The organism is Nocardioides sp. W7 (assembly GCF_022919075.1).
Taxonomy (GTDB): domain Bacteria; phylum Actinomycetota; class Actinomycetes; order Propionibacteriales; family Nocardioidaceae; genus Nocardioides.
Window position 1 is genome coordinate 4,005,317 of the sequence record NZ_CP095078.1, and the last position, 15,996, is coordinate 4,021,312.

The 15,996-nt window shown below is 73.9% G+C and carries 14 protein-coding genes; 6 read left to right on the forward strand and 8 right to left on the reverse strand.

Translation table 11 applies throughout. The annotated features are described in order from the left end of the window. Complete coding sequence (locus tag MUB56_RS18965; protein WP_244928566.1) at positions 1-1,014, forward strand: GNAT family N-acetyltransferase; 1,014 nt, start codon at positions 1-3, stop codon at positions 1,012-1,014. 10 nt (positions 1,015-1,024) lie between these two features. Here the strand turns inward: MUB56_RS18965 and MUB56_RS18970 are convergent, their stop codons facing one another. From MUB56_RS18970 to MUB56_RS18995, 6 genes are read right to left on the reverse strand one after another with little or no spacing between them, the layout of a single operon-like run. Further along, positions 1,025-2,488: a polysaccharide biosynthesis C-terminal domain-containing protein gene (locus tag MUB56_RS18970; RefSeq protein ID WP_244928567.1), complete on the reverse strand. Its 1,464-nt coding sequence runs from the start codon at positions 2,486-2,488 to the stop codon at positions 1,025-1,027. After that, complete coding sequence (locus MUB56_RS18975) at positions 2,481-4,622, reverse strand: glycosyltransferase (RefSeq protein ID WP_244928568.1); 2,142 nt, start codon at positions 4,620-4,622, stop codon at positions 2,481-2,483. Before MUB56_RS18975 ends, MUB56_RS18970 begins: the two co-directional genes overlap by 8 nt. Beyond that, positions 4,619-6,031, reverse strand: coding sequence for an O-antigen ligase family protein (locus MUB56_RS18980; RefSeq protein WP_244928569.1), 1,413 nt, complete (start codon positions 6,029-6,031; stop codon positions 4,619-4,621). Before MUB56_RS18980 ends, MUB56_RS18975 begins: the two co-directional genes overlap by 4 nt. Further along, positions 6,028-6,822: a polysaccharide deacetylase family protein gene (locus MUB56_RS18985; protein ID WP_244928570.1), complete on the reverse strand. Its 795-nt coding sequence runs from the start codon at positions 6,820-6,822 to the stop codon at positions 6,028-6,030. Before MUB56_RS18985 ends, MUB56_RS18980 begins: the two co-directional genes overlap by 4 nt. A 25-nt stretch (positions 6,823-6,847) precedes the next feature. Next, positions 6,848-8,167: a hypothetical protein gene (locus MUB56_RS18990; RefSeq protein ID WP_244928571.1), complete on the reverse strand. Its 1,320-nt coding sequence runs from the start codon at positions 8,165-8,167 to the stop codon at positions 6,848-6,850. Continuing rightward, positions 8,164-9,279 carry a cellulase family glycosylhydrolase gene (locus tag MUB56_RS18995; RefSeq protein WP_244928572.1) on the reverse strand — a complete coding sequence of 372 codons (1,116 nt, stop codon included), beginning with the start codon at positions 9,277-9,279 and terminating at the stop codon, positions 8,164-8,166. The genes MUB56_RS18990 and MUB56_RS18995 overlap by 4 nt, the downstream gene beginning before the upstream one ends. A 287-nt stretch (positions 9,280-9,566) precedes the next feature. Between MUB56_RS18995 and MUB56_RS19000 the strand changes: the two genes are divergently transcribed. From MUB56_RS19000 to MUB56_RS19020, 5 genes are read left to right on the forward strand one after another with little or no spacing between them, the layout of a single operon-like run. Continuing rightward, complete coding sequence (locus MUB56_RS19000; RefSeq protein ID WP_244928573.1) at positions 9,567-11,117, forward strand: ABC transporter substrate-binding protein; 1,551 nt, start codon at positions 9,567-9,569, stop codon at positions 11,115-11,117. After that, positions 11,114-12,118: an ABC transporter permease gene (locus tag MUB56_RS19005; protein ID WP_244928574.1), complete on the forward strand. Its 1,005-nt coding sequence runs from the start codon at positions 11,114-11,116 to the stop codon at positions 12,116-12,118. The genes MUB56_RS19000 and MUB56_RS19005 overlap by 4 nt, the downstream gene beginning before the upstream one ends. Then, complete coding sequence (locus tag MUB56_RS19010; protein ID WP_244928575.1) at positions 12,115-12,954, forward strand: ABC transporter permease; 840 nt, start codon at positions 12,115-12,117, stop codon at positions 12,952-12,954. The genes MUB56_RS19005 and MUB56_RS19010 overlap by 4 nt, the downstream gene beginning before the upstream one ends. Continuing rightward, the gene (locus MUB56_RS19015; protein ID WP_244928576.1) at positions 12,951-13,934 is read left to right on the forward strand and encodes an ABC transporter ATP-binding protein; all 984 of its coding nucleotides are present in this window, start codon (positions 12,951-12,953) and stop codon (positions 13,932-13,934) included. The genes MUB56_RS19010 and MUB56_RS19015 overlap by 4 nt, the downstream gene beginning before the upstream one ends. Then, positions 13,931-14,872 (forward strand): ABC transporter ATP-binding protein, encoded by a 942-nt coding sequence (locus MUB56_RS19020; protein WP_244928577.1) that lies wholly within the window; start codon positions 13,931-13,933, stop codon positions 14,870-14,872. Before MUB56_RS19015 ends, MUB56_RS19020 begins: the two co-directional genes overlap by 4 nt. Before the next feature lie 26 nt (positions 14,873-14,898). Here the strand turns inward: MUB56_RS19020 and MUB56_RS19025 are convergent, their stop codons facing one another. Next, positions 14,899-15,399: a sigma-70 family RNA polymerase sigma factor gene (locus MUB56_RS19025; protein ID WP_244928578.1), complete on the reverse strand. Its 501-nt coding sequence runs from the start codon at positions 15,397-15,399 to the stop codon at positions 14,899-14,901. After that, complete coding sequence (locus MUB56_RS19030) at positions 15,399-15,989, reverse strand: hypothetical protein (RefSeq protein ID WP_244928579.1); 591 nt, start codon at positions 15,987-15,989, stop codon at positions 15,399-15,401. The genes MUB56_RS19025 and MUB56_RS19030 overlap by 1 nt, the downstream gene beginning before the upstream one ends. Positions 15,990-15,996 lie beyond the last annotated feature (7 nt).

Genomic DNA, 15,996 nt, shown 5'->3' on the forward strand with positions numbered 1-15,996 from the left:
GTGACGGCACTTCCCGGCCCACCTCCGGCAACCTGGAACGCCCTGGCCCTGCAGGCCCGCAACGTCTTCGCCACCCACACCTGGGCGAGCACGTGGTGGGACGAGTACGGCGCCGGCGCCGTACCGCACGTCCTGTACGACGACCCCGTGCGACCGCGCATCGTGCTCCCCCTCCAGGCGACCGGCCGGCTGCTGCGCCAGGTCCGCTGGATCGGCCACGGCCCGGCGGACCTGCTGGGACCGGTGTGCGCCCCGGAGGACCTCGGCCTGGCGGCGCCGCTGCTCCGGAAGGCGTTGGCAGCAGGTGACCTGCGCACCGATGTCGTCCTGCTCCAGGACGGCCCGGTCGCGGCGCCCTGGTGGCAGGAGCTGGAGACCCGTCCGGTCAGCACCGAGGGGTGCCCGGTGGTCCGGTTCACCCCGGGTCAGGACTGGCCGCAGTGGCTCGCCGAGAAGAGCAAGAACTTCCGCTACCAGGTCACCAAGAAGCGCGCCGTCCTGGAGCGGGGCCACGAGGTGTCCTTCCGGCTGGCCACGGCCGAGACCTTCGACGACGATCTCGCCGCCCTGTTCACCCTCCACGACGCTCGGTGGCAGGGCGAGAGCCCGCTGACCGAGCCCCGGCAGCGCCGGTTCACCTCGGCGTTCGCGGCCGCCGCGCTCGAGCAGGACTGGCTGCGGCTGTGGACGATGAGCCTGGACGGGCGCTGCGTCGCCGCGCTGCTGGGCTTCCGCTTCGGGCCGGACTTCTACTGCTACCAGTTCGGGCGCGACCCCGCCCTGGAGCGGGAGTCGGTCGGCTTCGTGCTGCTGACCCACGTCGTGCGCGACGCCATCGAATCGGGTGCCGCCGAGTTCCGCTTCCTGCGCGGCGACGAGGACTACAAGCACCGCTTCGCCACGCACGACGCGGGGATCGCCACGGTCGCGGTCCCGCTGGGGGTCCGCGGCCGAGTCGCGGTGGCCATGGCGGCGCGCCGGCGCAGTCGTCCGGACGTCGTGCCGGCGAGCTGACGGCCCCGCGTTATCGGTGGTCGGGGGCGCGCTGCCTCGTCAGCAGCCCGAGCACGACCTGCTGCTGCTCGGGCTCGAAGCGGCGGATGAGCACCAGCCAGGCACCGAGGTACGCCGCGCCGCCGACCACCAGCTCCACGAGCAGGGGCAGCGGAGTGACCACGAGCACCACGAGCAGGACCAGCGAGGCCGCCGCGGCGCACGCCAGCGGGCGCAGCAGCGAGAGCCGCTCGCCGAGGCGGCGCAGTCCGCCGAGCACCACGGCCGCCTGCACGACGTAGGCCACCGCGGTGGCGGCCGCCGCGCCGCTCGCGCCGTACGGCGGGATGAGCACCAGGTTGAGGACCAGGTTGACGAGGAGCGAGCAGGTCGACCCGAGGAGCAGCTCCCGGGAGCGCCCGAGCGCCAGCAGCACCGAGCTCGCGAAGGTCGCGGCGGCGACGAACAGCGGCGCCGGCGCCAGCCAGGCGAGCACCGGCGCCGCCGCGTCGGCGTACGACGCGCCGAACAGCAGGCTCAGCACCGAGCCCCCGTCGACGACGCACACCACGGCGAAGGGCAGGTAGACGAAGCCGGCGACCGCCAGGGCCCGCTCGTAGCCCAGCCGGCGCCGACCCCGGTCCGCCGTCGCGCTCAGCACCGGCAGCACGGCGTAGTTGACCGCGTACGTCACGAAGAGCACGGTCTCCAGCAAGCGGTAGGCGACCGAGTAGACAGCGACCTCGTCGGGACCCTGGAGGTGGCCGAGGATCAGCACGTCCAACCGGAAGAGCAGCATCAGCACCAGGCTGCTCAACCCGATGAGGAAGGTGCCGCGGATGCCGGCGCCCAGGTCGGCGCCGCGCAGGTCACGCAGGGGCAGGCGCAGCTCGAGGCGGCGGACCGCCATCACGTGGGCGCCCCAGCCGACGACGGTGCCGAGCAGGAAGCCGAGGGCCACACCCTCGACGCCCAGGTCGGCCTCGAGCGCGAGCAGGACGGCGAGCGCGGTGACGAGCCGCTGGACGACGAGGGCGGTGGACACCCCGGCCGACACCTGGCGGGCGGCGGCCGCGGAGCGGGCCGTGTGGCTCCACAGCTCGGGGAAGCCGGCCAGCAGCAGGCAGCCCAGCACCAGGCCCGACCCCAGCGACGGCGAGCCGACCAGCAGGAACCACGGGACCAGGAACACGGGCGCCGCGATCAGCGTCTTCCACACCTGGGTGGCCAGGTAGAGGCGCGGCAGCGCGTCCGGGTCGGCGCTGCCCCGACGGGTGATCGCCGGGTCGAAGCCCCAGGCGGCCAGCGAGCTGAGCACCAGCATGATCGTCAGCGCGTAGGACACCATCCCGAAGTCCTCGGTGCTGAGCATCCGGGCGGCCGCGACCGTCCACGCGAGGGTGGCCACCTTCCCGAGCACCTCGGCGACGGCCCGCACGGCGGCGTTCCGGGCCGCGCGATGGGTGACCTCTCCGACCGTCGTCTCCTCAGTCACCCGACGCCGCCGGGTTCGCACGCTCGGGGGTACGCCGTCCGAGCAGCCCGCGCAGGCACCCGGCCGCCTTGGCGACGTCCTTGAGCGCGACCAGCACCGGCACCAGCGGCCAGGTCCCGGGGGCGACCGGCTCGTCCTGCGCGCGGGCGACGGTCGCGGCCAGGTAGCCCGTCGCCGCGGTCGCGACCAGCGCGCGGGTGCGCGGCCCGCCCACGGCGTACCCGACCGGGCCGACGAGGTACGCCGCCCCGCGCACCAGATCCCGGCTGACCAACGGCCACGAGCCCGACCGGCCGCCCCACTCGCCGTACCGGGCGTACATCCGCGCCATGTCGCGCAGGCGTCCGGCCTGCGCCCAGGTCACCCGGGCGTCCAGGGCCAGCGCGCTCCTGCCGCCGGTCGCCAGCACCGCCTCCCCGAACACCGCGTCCTCGGAGCTGTCGAGTGCCGGGTCGAACCCGCCGGCCCGGCGCCACGCGTCGACGGTGCAGGCCATCGACCGCCCGTCGAGCCGGCGGGCCGAGAAGCGGCGGCCCGTCACCCGTCCGAGCACCTGCGAGGCGGCGCTCGGACGCCGGGCCTCGCGGAGCGAGGGGAACAGCGCGACCCGGGCGGCGTCGCGGACGGGATCGCCGCCGTCGACGTCGTACACCCCCACCACGAGGTCGACCGGGTCGGGCTCCGCGAACGGCGCTCGCAGACCGGCCAGCCAGTCCTCCCCCGGCACACACCCGGCGTCGGTGCAGGCGACGTGGTCGTGGCGAGCGACGGCGAACCCGGCGTTGCGGGCCGAGGAGAGGTTGACCGCGGGCCCGGCCAGCACCCGGATCCGGGAGTCGCGAGCCGACCACCGGGCGAGCTCGGCGCCCGTGCCGTCGGTCGATCCGTCGTCGATCGCGAGGTACTCGTCGTCGGGTCCGAGCTGGGCCAGCACCCGCGACGCCACGTCGTCGACGTTCCCCTGCTCGTCCTTGAAGCAGGTCAGCACCGTCATCGGCGGACCGGCGAGACCGGCACCGGGTCGCCGGGCGGCCCGCGCCAGCACGGCGACGACGCGCTCGGCCCAGGAGCGCCGGTCCGGGTGCGTGGCGACGACCGCCCGCCCGGCCGTGCCGCAGCGCCCGGCGACCTCCGGGCCGCGGAGCTCACCGAGTGCCGCGGCCACCGCGCCGGGGTCCTCGGGCGGCACCACCCGGCCCGCGGTCCGCGCCATCCGCTCGACCTCCGGGTTGCCGGCGGCACCCACGAGCGGCACCCCCGCCGCCAGCGCCTCGAGGGCGACGAGCGAGTAGCCCTCGCGACCGAAGCGGCGTCCCGCGCGCCGGGTCAGCACCGCGACCGCGTCGAACGCCGCCAGGTAGTGGCCGGCACCCTCGACGGACTTCAGCAGGTGCACCCGGTCGGCGACGCCGAGCTCTTCCGCGAGAGCCGACAGCCGCCGGGCCTCGTCGGGCTCGGTCGGGTCCTCGGCGCCCACCACCACCAGGCGCCACTCGCCGGCCGCGGGCTCGGCGAGCGCCCGGACCGCGGTGTCGACGCCCTTGTAGCCGACCAGCCGGCCGATCATCGCGACCGTCGGACCGGTCGCCGGCGGCAGGCCGTGCCCGGTCCAGAAGGACTCCGCGACACCGCGGTCCGCGGGTGCGTCCCCGGACCTGGGGGGCGGCACCACCACGGCGTCCGTCCGGCCTGTGGGCTCGGCGACCGAGGCCGACATCGCCAGCACCTCGTCGGCGAGCCGCCCGAGCGGCCGGGCCAGCTCGCGGTCCCAGGAGAAGTCGTGCTTGGCCCAGCAGACCGGCACCCCCACCACCCGGGCCGCCGGGACCACCGCCGCGGCGGCCTTGACGCCGTTGGCCAGGACGACCTCCGCGTCACTCGCGCGCAGCCGGCGCCGCAGGTCGAGGCCGCGGGCCGCGAGGGACGCGGCCCGGCGTCCGGTGGGCAGCACCGTGACCGGTGTCCCGCGGGCCTCGAGCTCCGCCCTCAACGGACCGTCCTCGAGCAGCCAGACCTCCGGCCGGAGCCGGTGGCCGGCCGCGTCGAGCAGGTCCAGGAGCCACCGCTCGGAGCCGCCGAGTACGCCGCTCGGCGTCACCACGAGCAGGCGGAGCGCAGCCAGCGGAGGAGTCACCGCGACTCCCCTGACCCGTCGGCCGAGGTCGCCGTCGCGGCCGCGGCCGCGGCCACCAGCAGGCCGAGCACCACCCACACCGTCGTCAGGACGAGCGGGTTGCGCAGCGGGTAGTCGACCATGCCGTGGGCGACCACCACGACCGACGCGGCCGCCAGGACGGCGGGCAGCGAGGAGCCCGCGGCCCGCCCGCGTCGGACGAGCACGAGGAGCCCGACCATCAGCCCGAGGAGGGCCAACAGGCCCGCGGCCCCGAACTCCACCGCCACGTTCAGCAGCAGGTGGTGGGCGTGGTCGACGTCCAAGAACGCGCCGAGTCGCAGCGCGTCGCTGCTCGCCTCCTGCGAGAAGGCACCGGGCCCGTGGCCGAGGATCGGCGCCTCGGCGTACAGCCGCAGGGCCTCCTCCCAGATCAACGGCCGCTGGTCGTACGGGTTCGCCCCGCTCTCGGCGACCGACGTGGCTCGGGTGACGACCGCGGCGATCGGGCCGACCCCGAAGGCCGCGAGGACCGCCCCGACGGCCAGCAGGGCACTCCCGAGGACCGCCAGGGCCCGTCGTGACTCCGGCACCAGCACCGCGAGCGCGACCAGGCCGGCGACCGCCCCGAGCCACGCCCCGCGCGACAGCGAGAGCGCCAGGGTCGTCAGCAGCAGACCCCCGCTCGCGAGGCACGTCACGCGCAGCCGCGTCGTCGTCGCGGTCAGGCCCACGCCCACGGCGGCCACCAGGAGCAGGGCACTGAACAGGCCCAGCTCGTTGGGCTGGGCGAAGACACCCTCGGCCCGCCCGGTGACGACCCCGCCCCCGTAGTGGCTCTCCGTGGGTCCCGAACCGAGGACCGCCGGCAGGGAGGCCAGGCCCCCGGCGACGACCAGCGCGACCACAGCCAGGCGCACCTGGGCCGGGGTCCGCAGCGCCGTCGTGACGGCCACGGTCAGGAGCAGCACGAGCAGCAGCTGGACGTCCAGCCGGAGGGCCGCGGCGGCACTGGCGGCACCGGCGCTCGCCAGAGCGGCGACGATCGCGAAGGCACCCAGCGGGACAGCGACGGGCCACGGGGGCAGCCGCCAGTCGAGACGGGCCGCGGCGGGGGCCAGCACGGCCACCGCAGCGACCGCCGTGCCCAGCTGCACCAGCTCGAGCGGCCCCACGACGACGTTCCCGAGCGGCAGCAGGAGGATCACGCCCACGACGACCAGGTGCGGTGCCCGCCAGGCCGCGACCGCGACCGCCGGCAGCGCCACCAGCGCCACCGGCCCCCACGGGCCGAGAACGAGACCCGCCGCGGCCAGGACCAGCCCGGCCAGCGCACCGAAGAGGGTGCCCGCACCGAGCGTCAGCACGCGGCGGGACGGTCGGACGCCGCGCGGGCCGTCGAACTCGACCGGCCGCGCGAGGACGGTCACCGGGGCCGCCCGGCGCCCCGGGTGGCCAGGGCCCGCACCTGCCGGCGGATCACGGGGGCGCGGTCCAGAGCCGACCACCAGAGCCGGTAGTGCGGCAGCTGCACCTTCAGCCGGAACGACGCGAGGGTGTCGGTCGCGTTGACGTCGATCCGGCTGACGGCGTACGGCCCGGCGTCGTCGAAGACCGAGAAGGCGACGTCGAAGCCGGCCGCCGCGACGGCGGCCCGGGCCGCCGGGTCGTGAGTGCCGTAGGGGTAGGCGAACGAGCGGACGCCGGCACCGACGAGGTCGGCGAGGACGTCGTGGGCCTGCCGGACCTGGTGGGCGAGCTCCCCGGGCGGACGGCGCCGCAGGTCGCTGTGGTCGGCCCCGTGCACCCCGAGCTCCACGAGGGGCAGTCCGTGCAGGTGACGCAGCGCGTCGGCGTCGAGGAGCGGCTCGTCCGCGGGGCTCGACAGCCAGCGCGCGGTCCGGCCCACGAGGTCGGAGGGCACGTAGAGCAGGGCGGGGACGCCCAGCCGCTCCAGCACCGGCACCGCGAGGTCGAGGACCGAGGTGTAGCCGTCGTCGATCGTCACCAGGAACGAGCGCGGGCCCAGCCGCCGACCGCCGCGGCGCCGGGCGAGGTACTCGTCGAGGTCCAGCGCCCGCCAGCCCTGGTCCAGCAGCCATCGGAGCTGCTGCTCGAACCGGTCCACGTCGACGAAGAGGTTCTCGGGGTCGTTCGGGAGCCGGCCGCGACAGAAGCCGTGGTACATCAGCACGACCGGCTCCCGCGGGAGGACCGGCATCCGGGGCCCCGTCGCGGGAGGTCTCTCAGCCACGCGCGTCCCCCGCCCCGACCAGGCCCGGGGTCTCGGCCGCCGCGCGGGTGGCGCCGTTGAGCACGACGCCTCGGATCGGCAGGCCCAGCCGCGTGAGGCGCGCCGCCGTACGCTCCGCGTCCGCGCGCGTCGAGCCGAGTCGTACGACGACGACCGCGGAGGCGGCATGAGGCGCGACGATCTCCGAGATCTCCCCCGCGCCGAGCGGGGTCGTGTCGCAGAGGACGACGTCCCAGCCCTGGGCGGCCTCGGCCAGGACGTCCGGCAGCCGGCGGTCGAGGAGGTCGCCGGCGTCGGACAGCGGCTCGGTCCGCAGGACGGCGACCCCGCCCTCGTGGTGCACCGCCTCGGCGAGCGTGCAGTGTCCGGACAGCACGTCGGTCAGCCGGAGCGCGTCGCTCTCGCCGACGCGGCGGCTGAGGCCGGCCCGGTCGAGGTCGAGGTCCAGCACGATGGCGGACGCTCCCCGGTCCGAGAGCGTGCGGGCCAGCAGATAGGCCACCGTGGTCGCGCCCGCCTCCGGCTCCGTGCCGACGACGAGGACCGGACCCGGCGGCGCCGACCTGTCAGCCGCGGCCCAACCGCTGCGCAGCGACCGAGCTGAGTCGAGGATCGCGTCGTCGGAGGCGATCTCCCCGCGCCCGAACCGGGAGCGGGTCAGCCCCGGCAGGTTGCCCAGCAACGGACCGCCCGCCGCCTCAGCGGCGTCGCCCCCGGTGCGGATCCGACCCCGGGTCAGCTCCAGCACGTAGGCCGCCCCCACCGCCACGACCAGGGCGACGAGCAGGAGGACGGCCTGCAGCGCACGCTTCGAGCCCAGCAGTCCGGGCCGTTCGACCCGCGCGGCCGACAGCACCGCGGCGTCGGCCAGGTTGTCCTCGGCACTGATCGCGACGGCACGCTCGGCGACCTCCTGCGCCACCTCGCGGGCCTTCTCCTCGGTCGGCAGCGTGACCCGGACGGCCAGGTTGCCGGCATCCTGCGACACCACGATCTCGACAGCCGTCTCGAGGGTGCGGACCGGGACGCCCGTCGCCGACGCCACTCCGGAGAGCGTCTCGGCCGAGCCGATCAGCACGGAGTAGCGACCGAGCGCGAGCCGGACCGTGTCGGCGTTCGTCAGCTCGGGGTCCTCCGGGCCCACGCCGACGACGCTCACCGCGACGGCCGGGCTCGACCGGATCTCCACCGCTCCCACTCCGAGGACGACGGCGGGCAGCAGCACCGCCACGATGACCGGCCAGCGGAACCTCAGGGCGCGGCCCAGGACCCGGAGGGCGACGGTCGGGGCCAGGTGCGGGGTGGCGGTCACGGTCGGCCGTACATCTTGGCGAAGGTGCGGAACACCCGTCGCGGACGGAGGTCCTCGTCGAGCATGGCGTAGCCCTCCTGATGCTCGTCGGTGCTCGTGTCGTCGACCGCGTCCTTGTACCAGAACGCGGCCCTGACGTAGCGGTACTCCCGCCCCATCAGGACCAGGGCCCGACGGGCGTACGCCGCCTGCTGCCGCTCGTCGACCCCGCGGCGCCAGGACTCGGTGTCGTCGTCGTTCTCGTGCACGCTCCACCCGAACTCGGTCACCCAGACCGGCAGCCGGTCGCCGTTGGCCAGCATGGTCTCCCGGACGGCGTCGAGGTGGGTCAGGTTCCACACCTCCCCGTCGTCGGACGCGCTGGGCGGCGCGTCGGCGGGAGCCTGGTAGGCGTGCACGGCCATCACGTCGAAGCACCCGCCGATCCCGGCCCGATAGGCGCGTTCGAGCCACCGGTCGTCGTTGTACATCAGCCCGCCGAGGACCACGCGGGCGTCCCGGTCCCGTCGCCGGACCGCCTCGGCGGAGCGGCACAGGAGCCTCGCGTAGGTCCGCGGGTCGGTGCCGACGTAGAACTCCTCGAGGTTGGGCTCGTTCCAGATCTCCCACGCGTCGACGACGTGCCCCCACCGTCGTACCGCCCAGCCGAGCGCGTCGGCGTAGTCCTGCGGGTCGTCGGGCGAGGTGTACGGCGCCAGCACCGGGTCGGTCTCCGCCGTCGCCCACGCCGGCGTGAGCCAGAACATCACGACGACCTTCAGGCCCCGGCGGCGCAGGTCCCTGATCACCCCGTCGACCTTGGGCACCGCCCACTGGTGGTCGAACCGACCGGGCTCGGGCTGCAGCATCGCCCAGCCGACGTCGACGCGGACCCATCGCGCGCCGGAGGCCTCGATGCGGTCCAGGACCGCGTTGCGCTCGCGTCTCGTGTAGTGCGACCAGGTCGCGTGGAACTGCACTCCGAGCGCCGGCAACCGCGCGGGCGCACGCTCACTGATGTGCGGCGAGCGCACGGGCGCACGCTCGCTGCTGTGCTGCGCCGAAGGCGGGGTGGCGGTCGGGCTCCGGTCGTCCAACGCGACGAGGATCCCGATGACCAAGGCAGTAGCCACGGCGCCAGCCACGAGCACACCACTTCGCCCCCCCACGCAATCAGGATGCCCGTGACCGGAGGTCGCGAAACGCCCGTCCGCCGCCGCGGCCCGGCTATCAGGGCGTCCGGTGCCTTCGCCGCGAACCGCCCGGACATCGGTGAGCCACCGGTATCCGTCCTCGGCGGTCAGCGGGACGGGGACGTCGATGGGTTTCTGGATTCGCACCTACCCATCTCGTCGCCGACCTATATCGTATATTGAAGCGGATTCTTGCTTCCGCGGCCCTAGACGAATTGGCGGTGTCCATGTCGCTCCACCCACTCCCCAGCCCGAGTCGCAGCCTGCGGCGCGTCCTCACAGGTACGACGGCCCTCGCGCTGACCGCTGCCCTGACTGCCTGCGGTGGCACCAGCGGTGACGGCGACAGCGGCGACGGGGGCAAGTCCGTCACCGATGCCCACGTGACGATCGCCAGCACCGCGATCACCAGCAGCCTCGACCCGGCCGCTGCCCTCTCCTCCGTCGGTCGCAGCTACACCAAGCAGGTCTTCGACCAGCTGGTCAGCTTCGACGAGGACGGTGCGCTCAGCCCGGCGCTCGCCGACAGCTGGACGCGGGTCGACGACACCACCATGACGTTCACCCTGCGCGCGGGCGTGACCTTCTCCTCCGGCGCGGCGTTCGACGCCGACGCCGTGGTCGCGAACGTCGAGCGCGTGCTCTCCGGCAACCCCGCCTACTCGACGGTCGCCGCGAAGGTCGGCACGATCGAGAAGGCTGTCGCCGTCTCCCCCACCGAGGTCCAGGTGGTCACCACCGGCCCGGACCCGATCCTGCTCAACCGGCTGACGCTGCTCGACATCGTCGACCCGGCCACCTTCGAGACCGAGCGCCCGGCGGGCACCGGCCCGTTCCAGGTCACCGAGTACCAGGAGGGCACGAGCATCGAGCTCGAGCGCTTCGACGACTCGTGGCGGGCGACGGACAACGTCGCCGAGGTGACCTTCCAGGCGATCCCGAGCGCCACCACGATGGCCAGCGCACTGCAGACCGGAGAGGTCGACGTGGCGTTCGGGCTGCCGGCCGACGTCTCGCTGCAGCTGGAGGCCAAGGGCTTCACCTCGGTCAACAAGTCGGCCGGCTCCGCGGCCATCACCAGCCTGATCGCCGACGTCGAGCCCAAGCTGGCCGACGTCCGGGTGCGCCAGGCCATCAACTACGCGATCGACCGGGAGGCCTTCGTCGAAGGCACCCTGGGCGGCTTCGGCACGCCGAACGGCAGCCAGTTCCTCCAGGAGGGCTTCCTGGGGTACGACGCGGACCTGCCCAGCTACGAGTACGACCCCGAGAAGGCCAAGCAGCTGATCAAGGACGCCGGGGCGGAGGGTCTGGAGCTGCCGATCGCGACCACCGCCCTGTTCAAGACCCAGGCCGAGTCGGTGACCGGGTTCCTGAACGCCGTCGGCTTCAAGAGCGAGGTCGTCATCGAGGACCTCTCCGCGTTCATCGGCTCGCTGCTGCAGAAGAGCACCACGCCGCTGCTGTACTGGCAGACCGACTACTACGACCTGCGCGACATCGCCGCGGTGACCCGCTTCGGTCCCCCCGCACCCGGACAGCAGGTGCACTTCGACAGCACCGAGTACCAGGCGCTGTTCAAGCAGCAGTCCCAGGAGCTGGACGAGGACGCCCGCGCCACGCTCATCCAGGAGATGGCCCAGATCATGAACGAGGAGGCCGGCGTACTCCTGCTGGCCTGGCCGGACAACCTCTACACCGCCGCGTCCCGGGTCGAGGAGCTGCCGCTGACCGGCGACAGCCTGATCCGGATCGAGGAGATGGTCCTCACCGAGTGAGCACCGTCGACGAAGCGCGCTCCCCCGCCGCCCCGCGGCGGGGGGCCGCCTCATCCTCTCGCCCGACCCGGCTGCCCGTGCCGGTCCGGCTGGTGCTCGGACTGCTGGTCCGGACGGTGCTCACGCTGCTCGGCCTGCTGACCCTGCTCTTCTTCCTGGTCCGACTCAAGGGCGACCCGGCCGGGGTGTTGGCCGGCCCGTCGGCCACGCCCGAGCAGCTCGACGCGATCCGCTCGGCGTACGGCCTGGATCGACCGCTGGTCGTCCAGTACCTGGAGTTCGTCGGCGACGCCGCCCGCCTGGACTTCGGCTCGTCGGTCTTCAGCGGACAGCCCGCACTCGGCACCGTGCTGGGGGCCCTGCCCGCGACCCTGCTCCTGATCGTGGCGACCATGGTCCTCTCGGTGGTGGTCGGAGTGCCGGCCGGAATCGCCCTGCACCACGGTCCGCGACCCGTCCGGGCCCTGCTGGGCGGTCTGCTGACCCTGGCCCAGGCCGTGCCGACCTTCGTCATCGGCGTCGGGCTGATCGCGCTGCTCGCCGTACGCCTGGGTCTGCTGCCGTCGTTCGGCAGCGGCACCCTCGACACGTTGGTGATGCCGACGATCACGCTGTCGCTCTTCGCGATAGCGCGTACCGCCCGGATGGTCGACGCCGAGCTCGACCTCGTCGACCACCAGGACTTCCTGCGCACCGCTGCCGCCAAGGGCGCGTCGAGCCGACGTGTGGTGTGGCGTCACGCCCTGCCCAACGCCTTCCCGGCCGTCGCCGCGGCGTTGGTCGTCGAGCTCTCCTACCTGCTCAGCGGGGCCGTGGTCGTCGAGGTCCTCTTCGCCTACGACGGCATCGGCAAGCGCCTGGTCGATGCGATCTTCGCCCGCGACTACCCCGTCGTGCAGGCAGCCGTCTTCGTGATCGGCCTGGTGGTGGTCGTGGTCAACGTGCTCGGTGACGTCCTGCTCCGCATCCTCGATCCTCGCACGGGAAGGGCCGCGGCATGAGAACGCCGGATCTGAGGCTCTGGACGCCACTGGCTGTCCTGACGCTCGTCGTGCTCGGCTGTCTGCTCGGGCCGCTCATCGTGGACGCCGACCCGATCGCCCAGGACCTGGGCAACCGGCTCGAGGCACCCGACTGGCTGGGGGGCAGCGGCGGGCTGCTCGGCACCGACCCGTTCGGCCGGGACCTGCTCGCCCGCACCCTGGCCGGAGGTCGGGTGTCCCTCGCGGTCGGCTTCGGCGCCGCCACCGGGGCCGTCGTGCTCGGTGTCCTGCTCGGCCTGCTCGCCGGCTACCGCGGCGGTCGCGTCGACCGGGCGATCATGACCCTGGCCGACGTCTGGCTCGCCTTCCCGTTCCTGGTGCTCGCGCTCGCTGCGGTCGCCGTCGTCGGCTCGGACATCCCGGTGCTGATCGCGCTGCTCACCCTGGGCGGCTGGGTGCTCCCCACCCGGGTCACCCGCACGATCGTGCAGCGGCTGCGCGGCGAGGACTTCGTCGTCGCGGCGACCGGCGCCGGCGCGTCCGACGGCTATGTCGTCTTCAAGCACCTGCTGCCGCAGGTGCTGCCGGTCACCCTGGTCGTCTGGTCCTTCACGGTGGGCACGCTGGTGGTGATCGAGAGCTCGCTCTCGTTCCTGGGTCTCGGGGTACGACCACCCACGCCGTCGTGGGGGAACCTCATCTCCGACGGCACCGTCTATCTCGAGACCGCCTGGTGGATCCTCACCTGGCCGTCGCTCATGATCGCGCTGACCGTGCTCTGTGCCAACACCCTCGGCACCGCCCTGCGCCTCCGCCTCAGCGGCGTCGGCCTCGACCCGGAGGTGCTGAAGTGAGCCACACCCTCGTCATCGAAGACCTCTGGATCGAGGCCGGCAGCCCCGAGCGTCCCCAGGTGCTCGTCCGCGGCGCCTCCCTGACCGCTCCCCGCGGCAGTGTGGTCGGCCTGGTCGGCGAGTCGGGTTCGGGCAAGACCGTCACCTGCATGTCCGCGCTCGGACTGGCCGGATCCGGGGTGCGGATCACCCGCGGGTCGGTCCGGATGCTCGACACCGAGCTCGTGGGCGCGGACGCCGCCACGCTCGCCCAGGTGCGTGGTGGGGTGGTCGGCACCGTCTTCCAGGATCCGCTCAGCTCGCTCAACCCGCTGCAACGGATCGGCACCCAGATCGCGGAGACCCTCACGCTGCACCGAGGCGGCCGCGCGTCCCAGCACCGGTCGCGGGTGCTCGAGCTGCTGGCGTCGGTCGGCGTACCGGGACCCGAGCAGCGCATGCGTGCCTACCCGCACCAGCTCTCCGGCGGGTTGCGGCAGCGGGTCGCGATCGCCATCGCGCTCGCCAACGAGCCGGCGCTCCTGGTGGCGGACGAACCCACCACCGCGCTCGACGTGACGGTGCAGGCCCAGGTGCTCGAGGTGATCCGAGCCGCGACCCGTGCGCAGGGGCGGTCCGCCCTGATCGTCACCCACGACTTCGGCCTCGTCGCGGAGATCGCCGACCGGGTGGCGGTGATGTACGCGGGCCAGATCGTCGAGGAGGGGCCCGTCGACCAGATCTTCACGGACCCGCGACACCCCTACACGAGGGGCCTGCTGGCCAGCCGGCCGACCCTCGCCGCCGGACGACGCCGACTGACGGCGATGCCCGGTCGCCCGCCGGAGCCGGGTCGATGGCCCGAGGGCTGCTCGTTCACCGCGCGCTGCCCGCACGCCACGGCCCAGTGCGGCGTGGAGCCGCCGGTGCATCGGACCCAGGACGGCTGGAGCCGCTGCTGGCTGCCCGGCACCGACGCAGCACTGGAGGAGGCTCGATGACCGGCACCGTGCTCGAGGTCCGCAACGCCCGCAAGACGTACGACGCGACGCACGGCCGCCGACGCAGTCGACTGGTCGCGGTCGACGACGTCACCTTGAGCGTCAACGGCGGCGAGATCGTCGCGCTCGTGGGCGAGAGCGGCTGCGGGAAGTCGACGCTGGCCCGCGCCGCGGCGATGCTCGCGCCGCTGGACGAGGGCGAGGTGCGCTGGTCGGGCGAGCTCGTCTCGGGCCTGCCTCGACGGCAGCTCCGCACCCGTCGCCCGCACACGCAGCTGGTCTTCCAGGATCCGGCCGCCGCACTCTCACCGCGGATGCGGATCGGCGAGATCCTGACGGAGCCGTTGCGCATCCAGGGCCGGGATCGCGACCGGGCCGCCGACGAGCTGCTCGACGCGGTCGGACTCGACCGCTCGATGGCGGACCGGTTGCCGCGCGAGCTCAGTGGTGGCCAGCGCCAGCGGGTGGTGATCGCCCGCGCCCTGGCGCTCGAGCCGCAGCTCCTCGTGCTCGACGAGCCGGTGGCGTCCCTCGACGTGTCGGTGCAGGCGCAGGTGCTCAACCTGCTCTCCGACCTGCAGGCCGAGCGTGGCTTCGGTGCCCTGCTGATCGCCCACGACCTGGCCGTCGTCAGCAGCGTCGCGGACCGGATCGGCGTGATGTACCTCGGCCGGATCGTCGAGGAGGGACCGGCGGAGGAGATCGTCACCCGTCCGCGACACCCCTACACCCAGATGCTGATCAGCGCGGTCCCGGCCTTCTCCCCCGGCGAGCGCCGCCCCAGGGTCCCCGTCACGGGCGAGCCGGTGACCCCCTGGGCCGACCTGCCGGGCTGCACCTTCGCGCCCCGGTGCCCGGCCGCGACGTCGCTGTGCCTCGACAGCGCCCCGGAGCCGCAGCCGCGTGCCGGCGTGCTGGTGGCCTGCCACCACGCCTGACTGCTCCGACGCGAGCCCGGCGGGGCTCAGCTCTCCGCGTCGACGAGCGCATCGCGGAGGGCCACCCGGGCGGCGGCGTACCGGCTGCGGGCGGTGGAGGGATTGACGCCGGCCAGCTCGGCCGCCTCGGTGATGGTGAAGCCGTCCCAGTGCACGAGCATCACCAGCTCGCGTTGCGGCTGGGGCAGGCGCAGCACCGCGTCGCGCACCGCGTAGGCGCCTTCGGGGTCCGGAGCGCTCGGGGCGGTGGCGATCAGGTCGCGAAGACGGGCGGTGAGGTCGAGGCGCCGGTGTGCCGTGCGCCGGTGGTTGCTCAGGGTGTGGGACGCGATCACGAACAGCCACATCCGCTGGCGCTCGGGCTCGTCGGGAAGCTTGTCGATCCGCTTCCACGCCGTCAGCATCGTCTCGCCGTACAGGTCCGCGGCGTCCTCTCGCGACGGCACCCGACGCACGAAGTAGGCCAGAAGGTCGTTGGAGGCCTCGCGCAGGGCAGTTCGGGCCGCGGCGGTGTGCTGGGCACCCACTACTCGCCGCCGCACGAGCTCGCCATCATGACGCTGACGGCCGCCGTGGGAAGACCCTGGCGCCGAAGGTCTGCCTCGACACGCTGCTCGACCACGCTCATCACCGCGTAGGTCTCGTACTCCTCGATGCTCTGGGCCGGGCCGGCCTCGGAGTCGACGAGGGCGCGCGGCGGCAGTCCCTCGGTGGCGGCGACGATGTCGATGCTCGACAGGTCGAGGTTGCTGAGGAACTCCTCCGCGGCCGCGAGGGCCTGGGCCCGGGTGGTGCTGTCGACCGGGTTGCCGGGATCCTCGATGCCCTTGACGTCGAAGGTCAGCTCGCACTCCGAGCCCGTCGACGTGGAGACCGCGTCTCGGGCCGGCGCGTCCTCGAACCACGGCAGGATCCCCGCTGCGGCCGCCGAGCCGATGCCGAGCAGGCCGGCGGCGGCCAGGCCCCCGACGATCAGGCTGGCCCGGCGGTGCGGCTTCTGGTGCCGGGCCTGCCGCTCGGCTTCGGCGACGACGGACGCGAGCTCGCGCTCGAGGGCCGGTGTCTGGACGGGAGCCGGCGGCGCCGAGACGGCGAGCTGGTCATCGAAGGAGGTCATGTTCTTA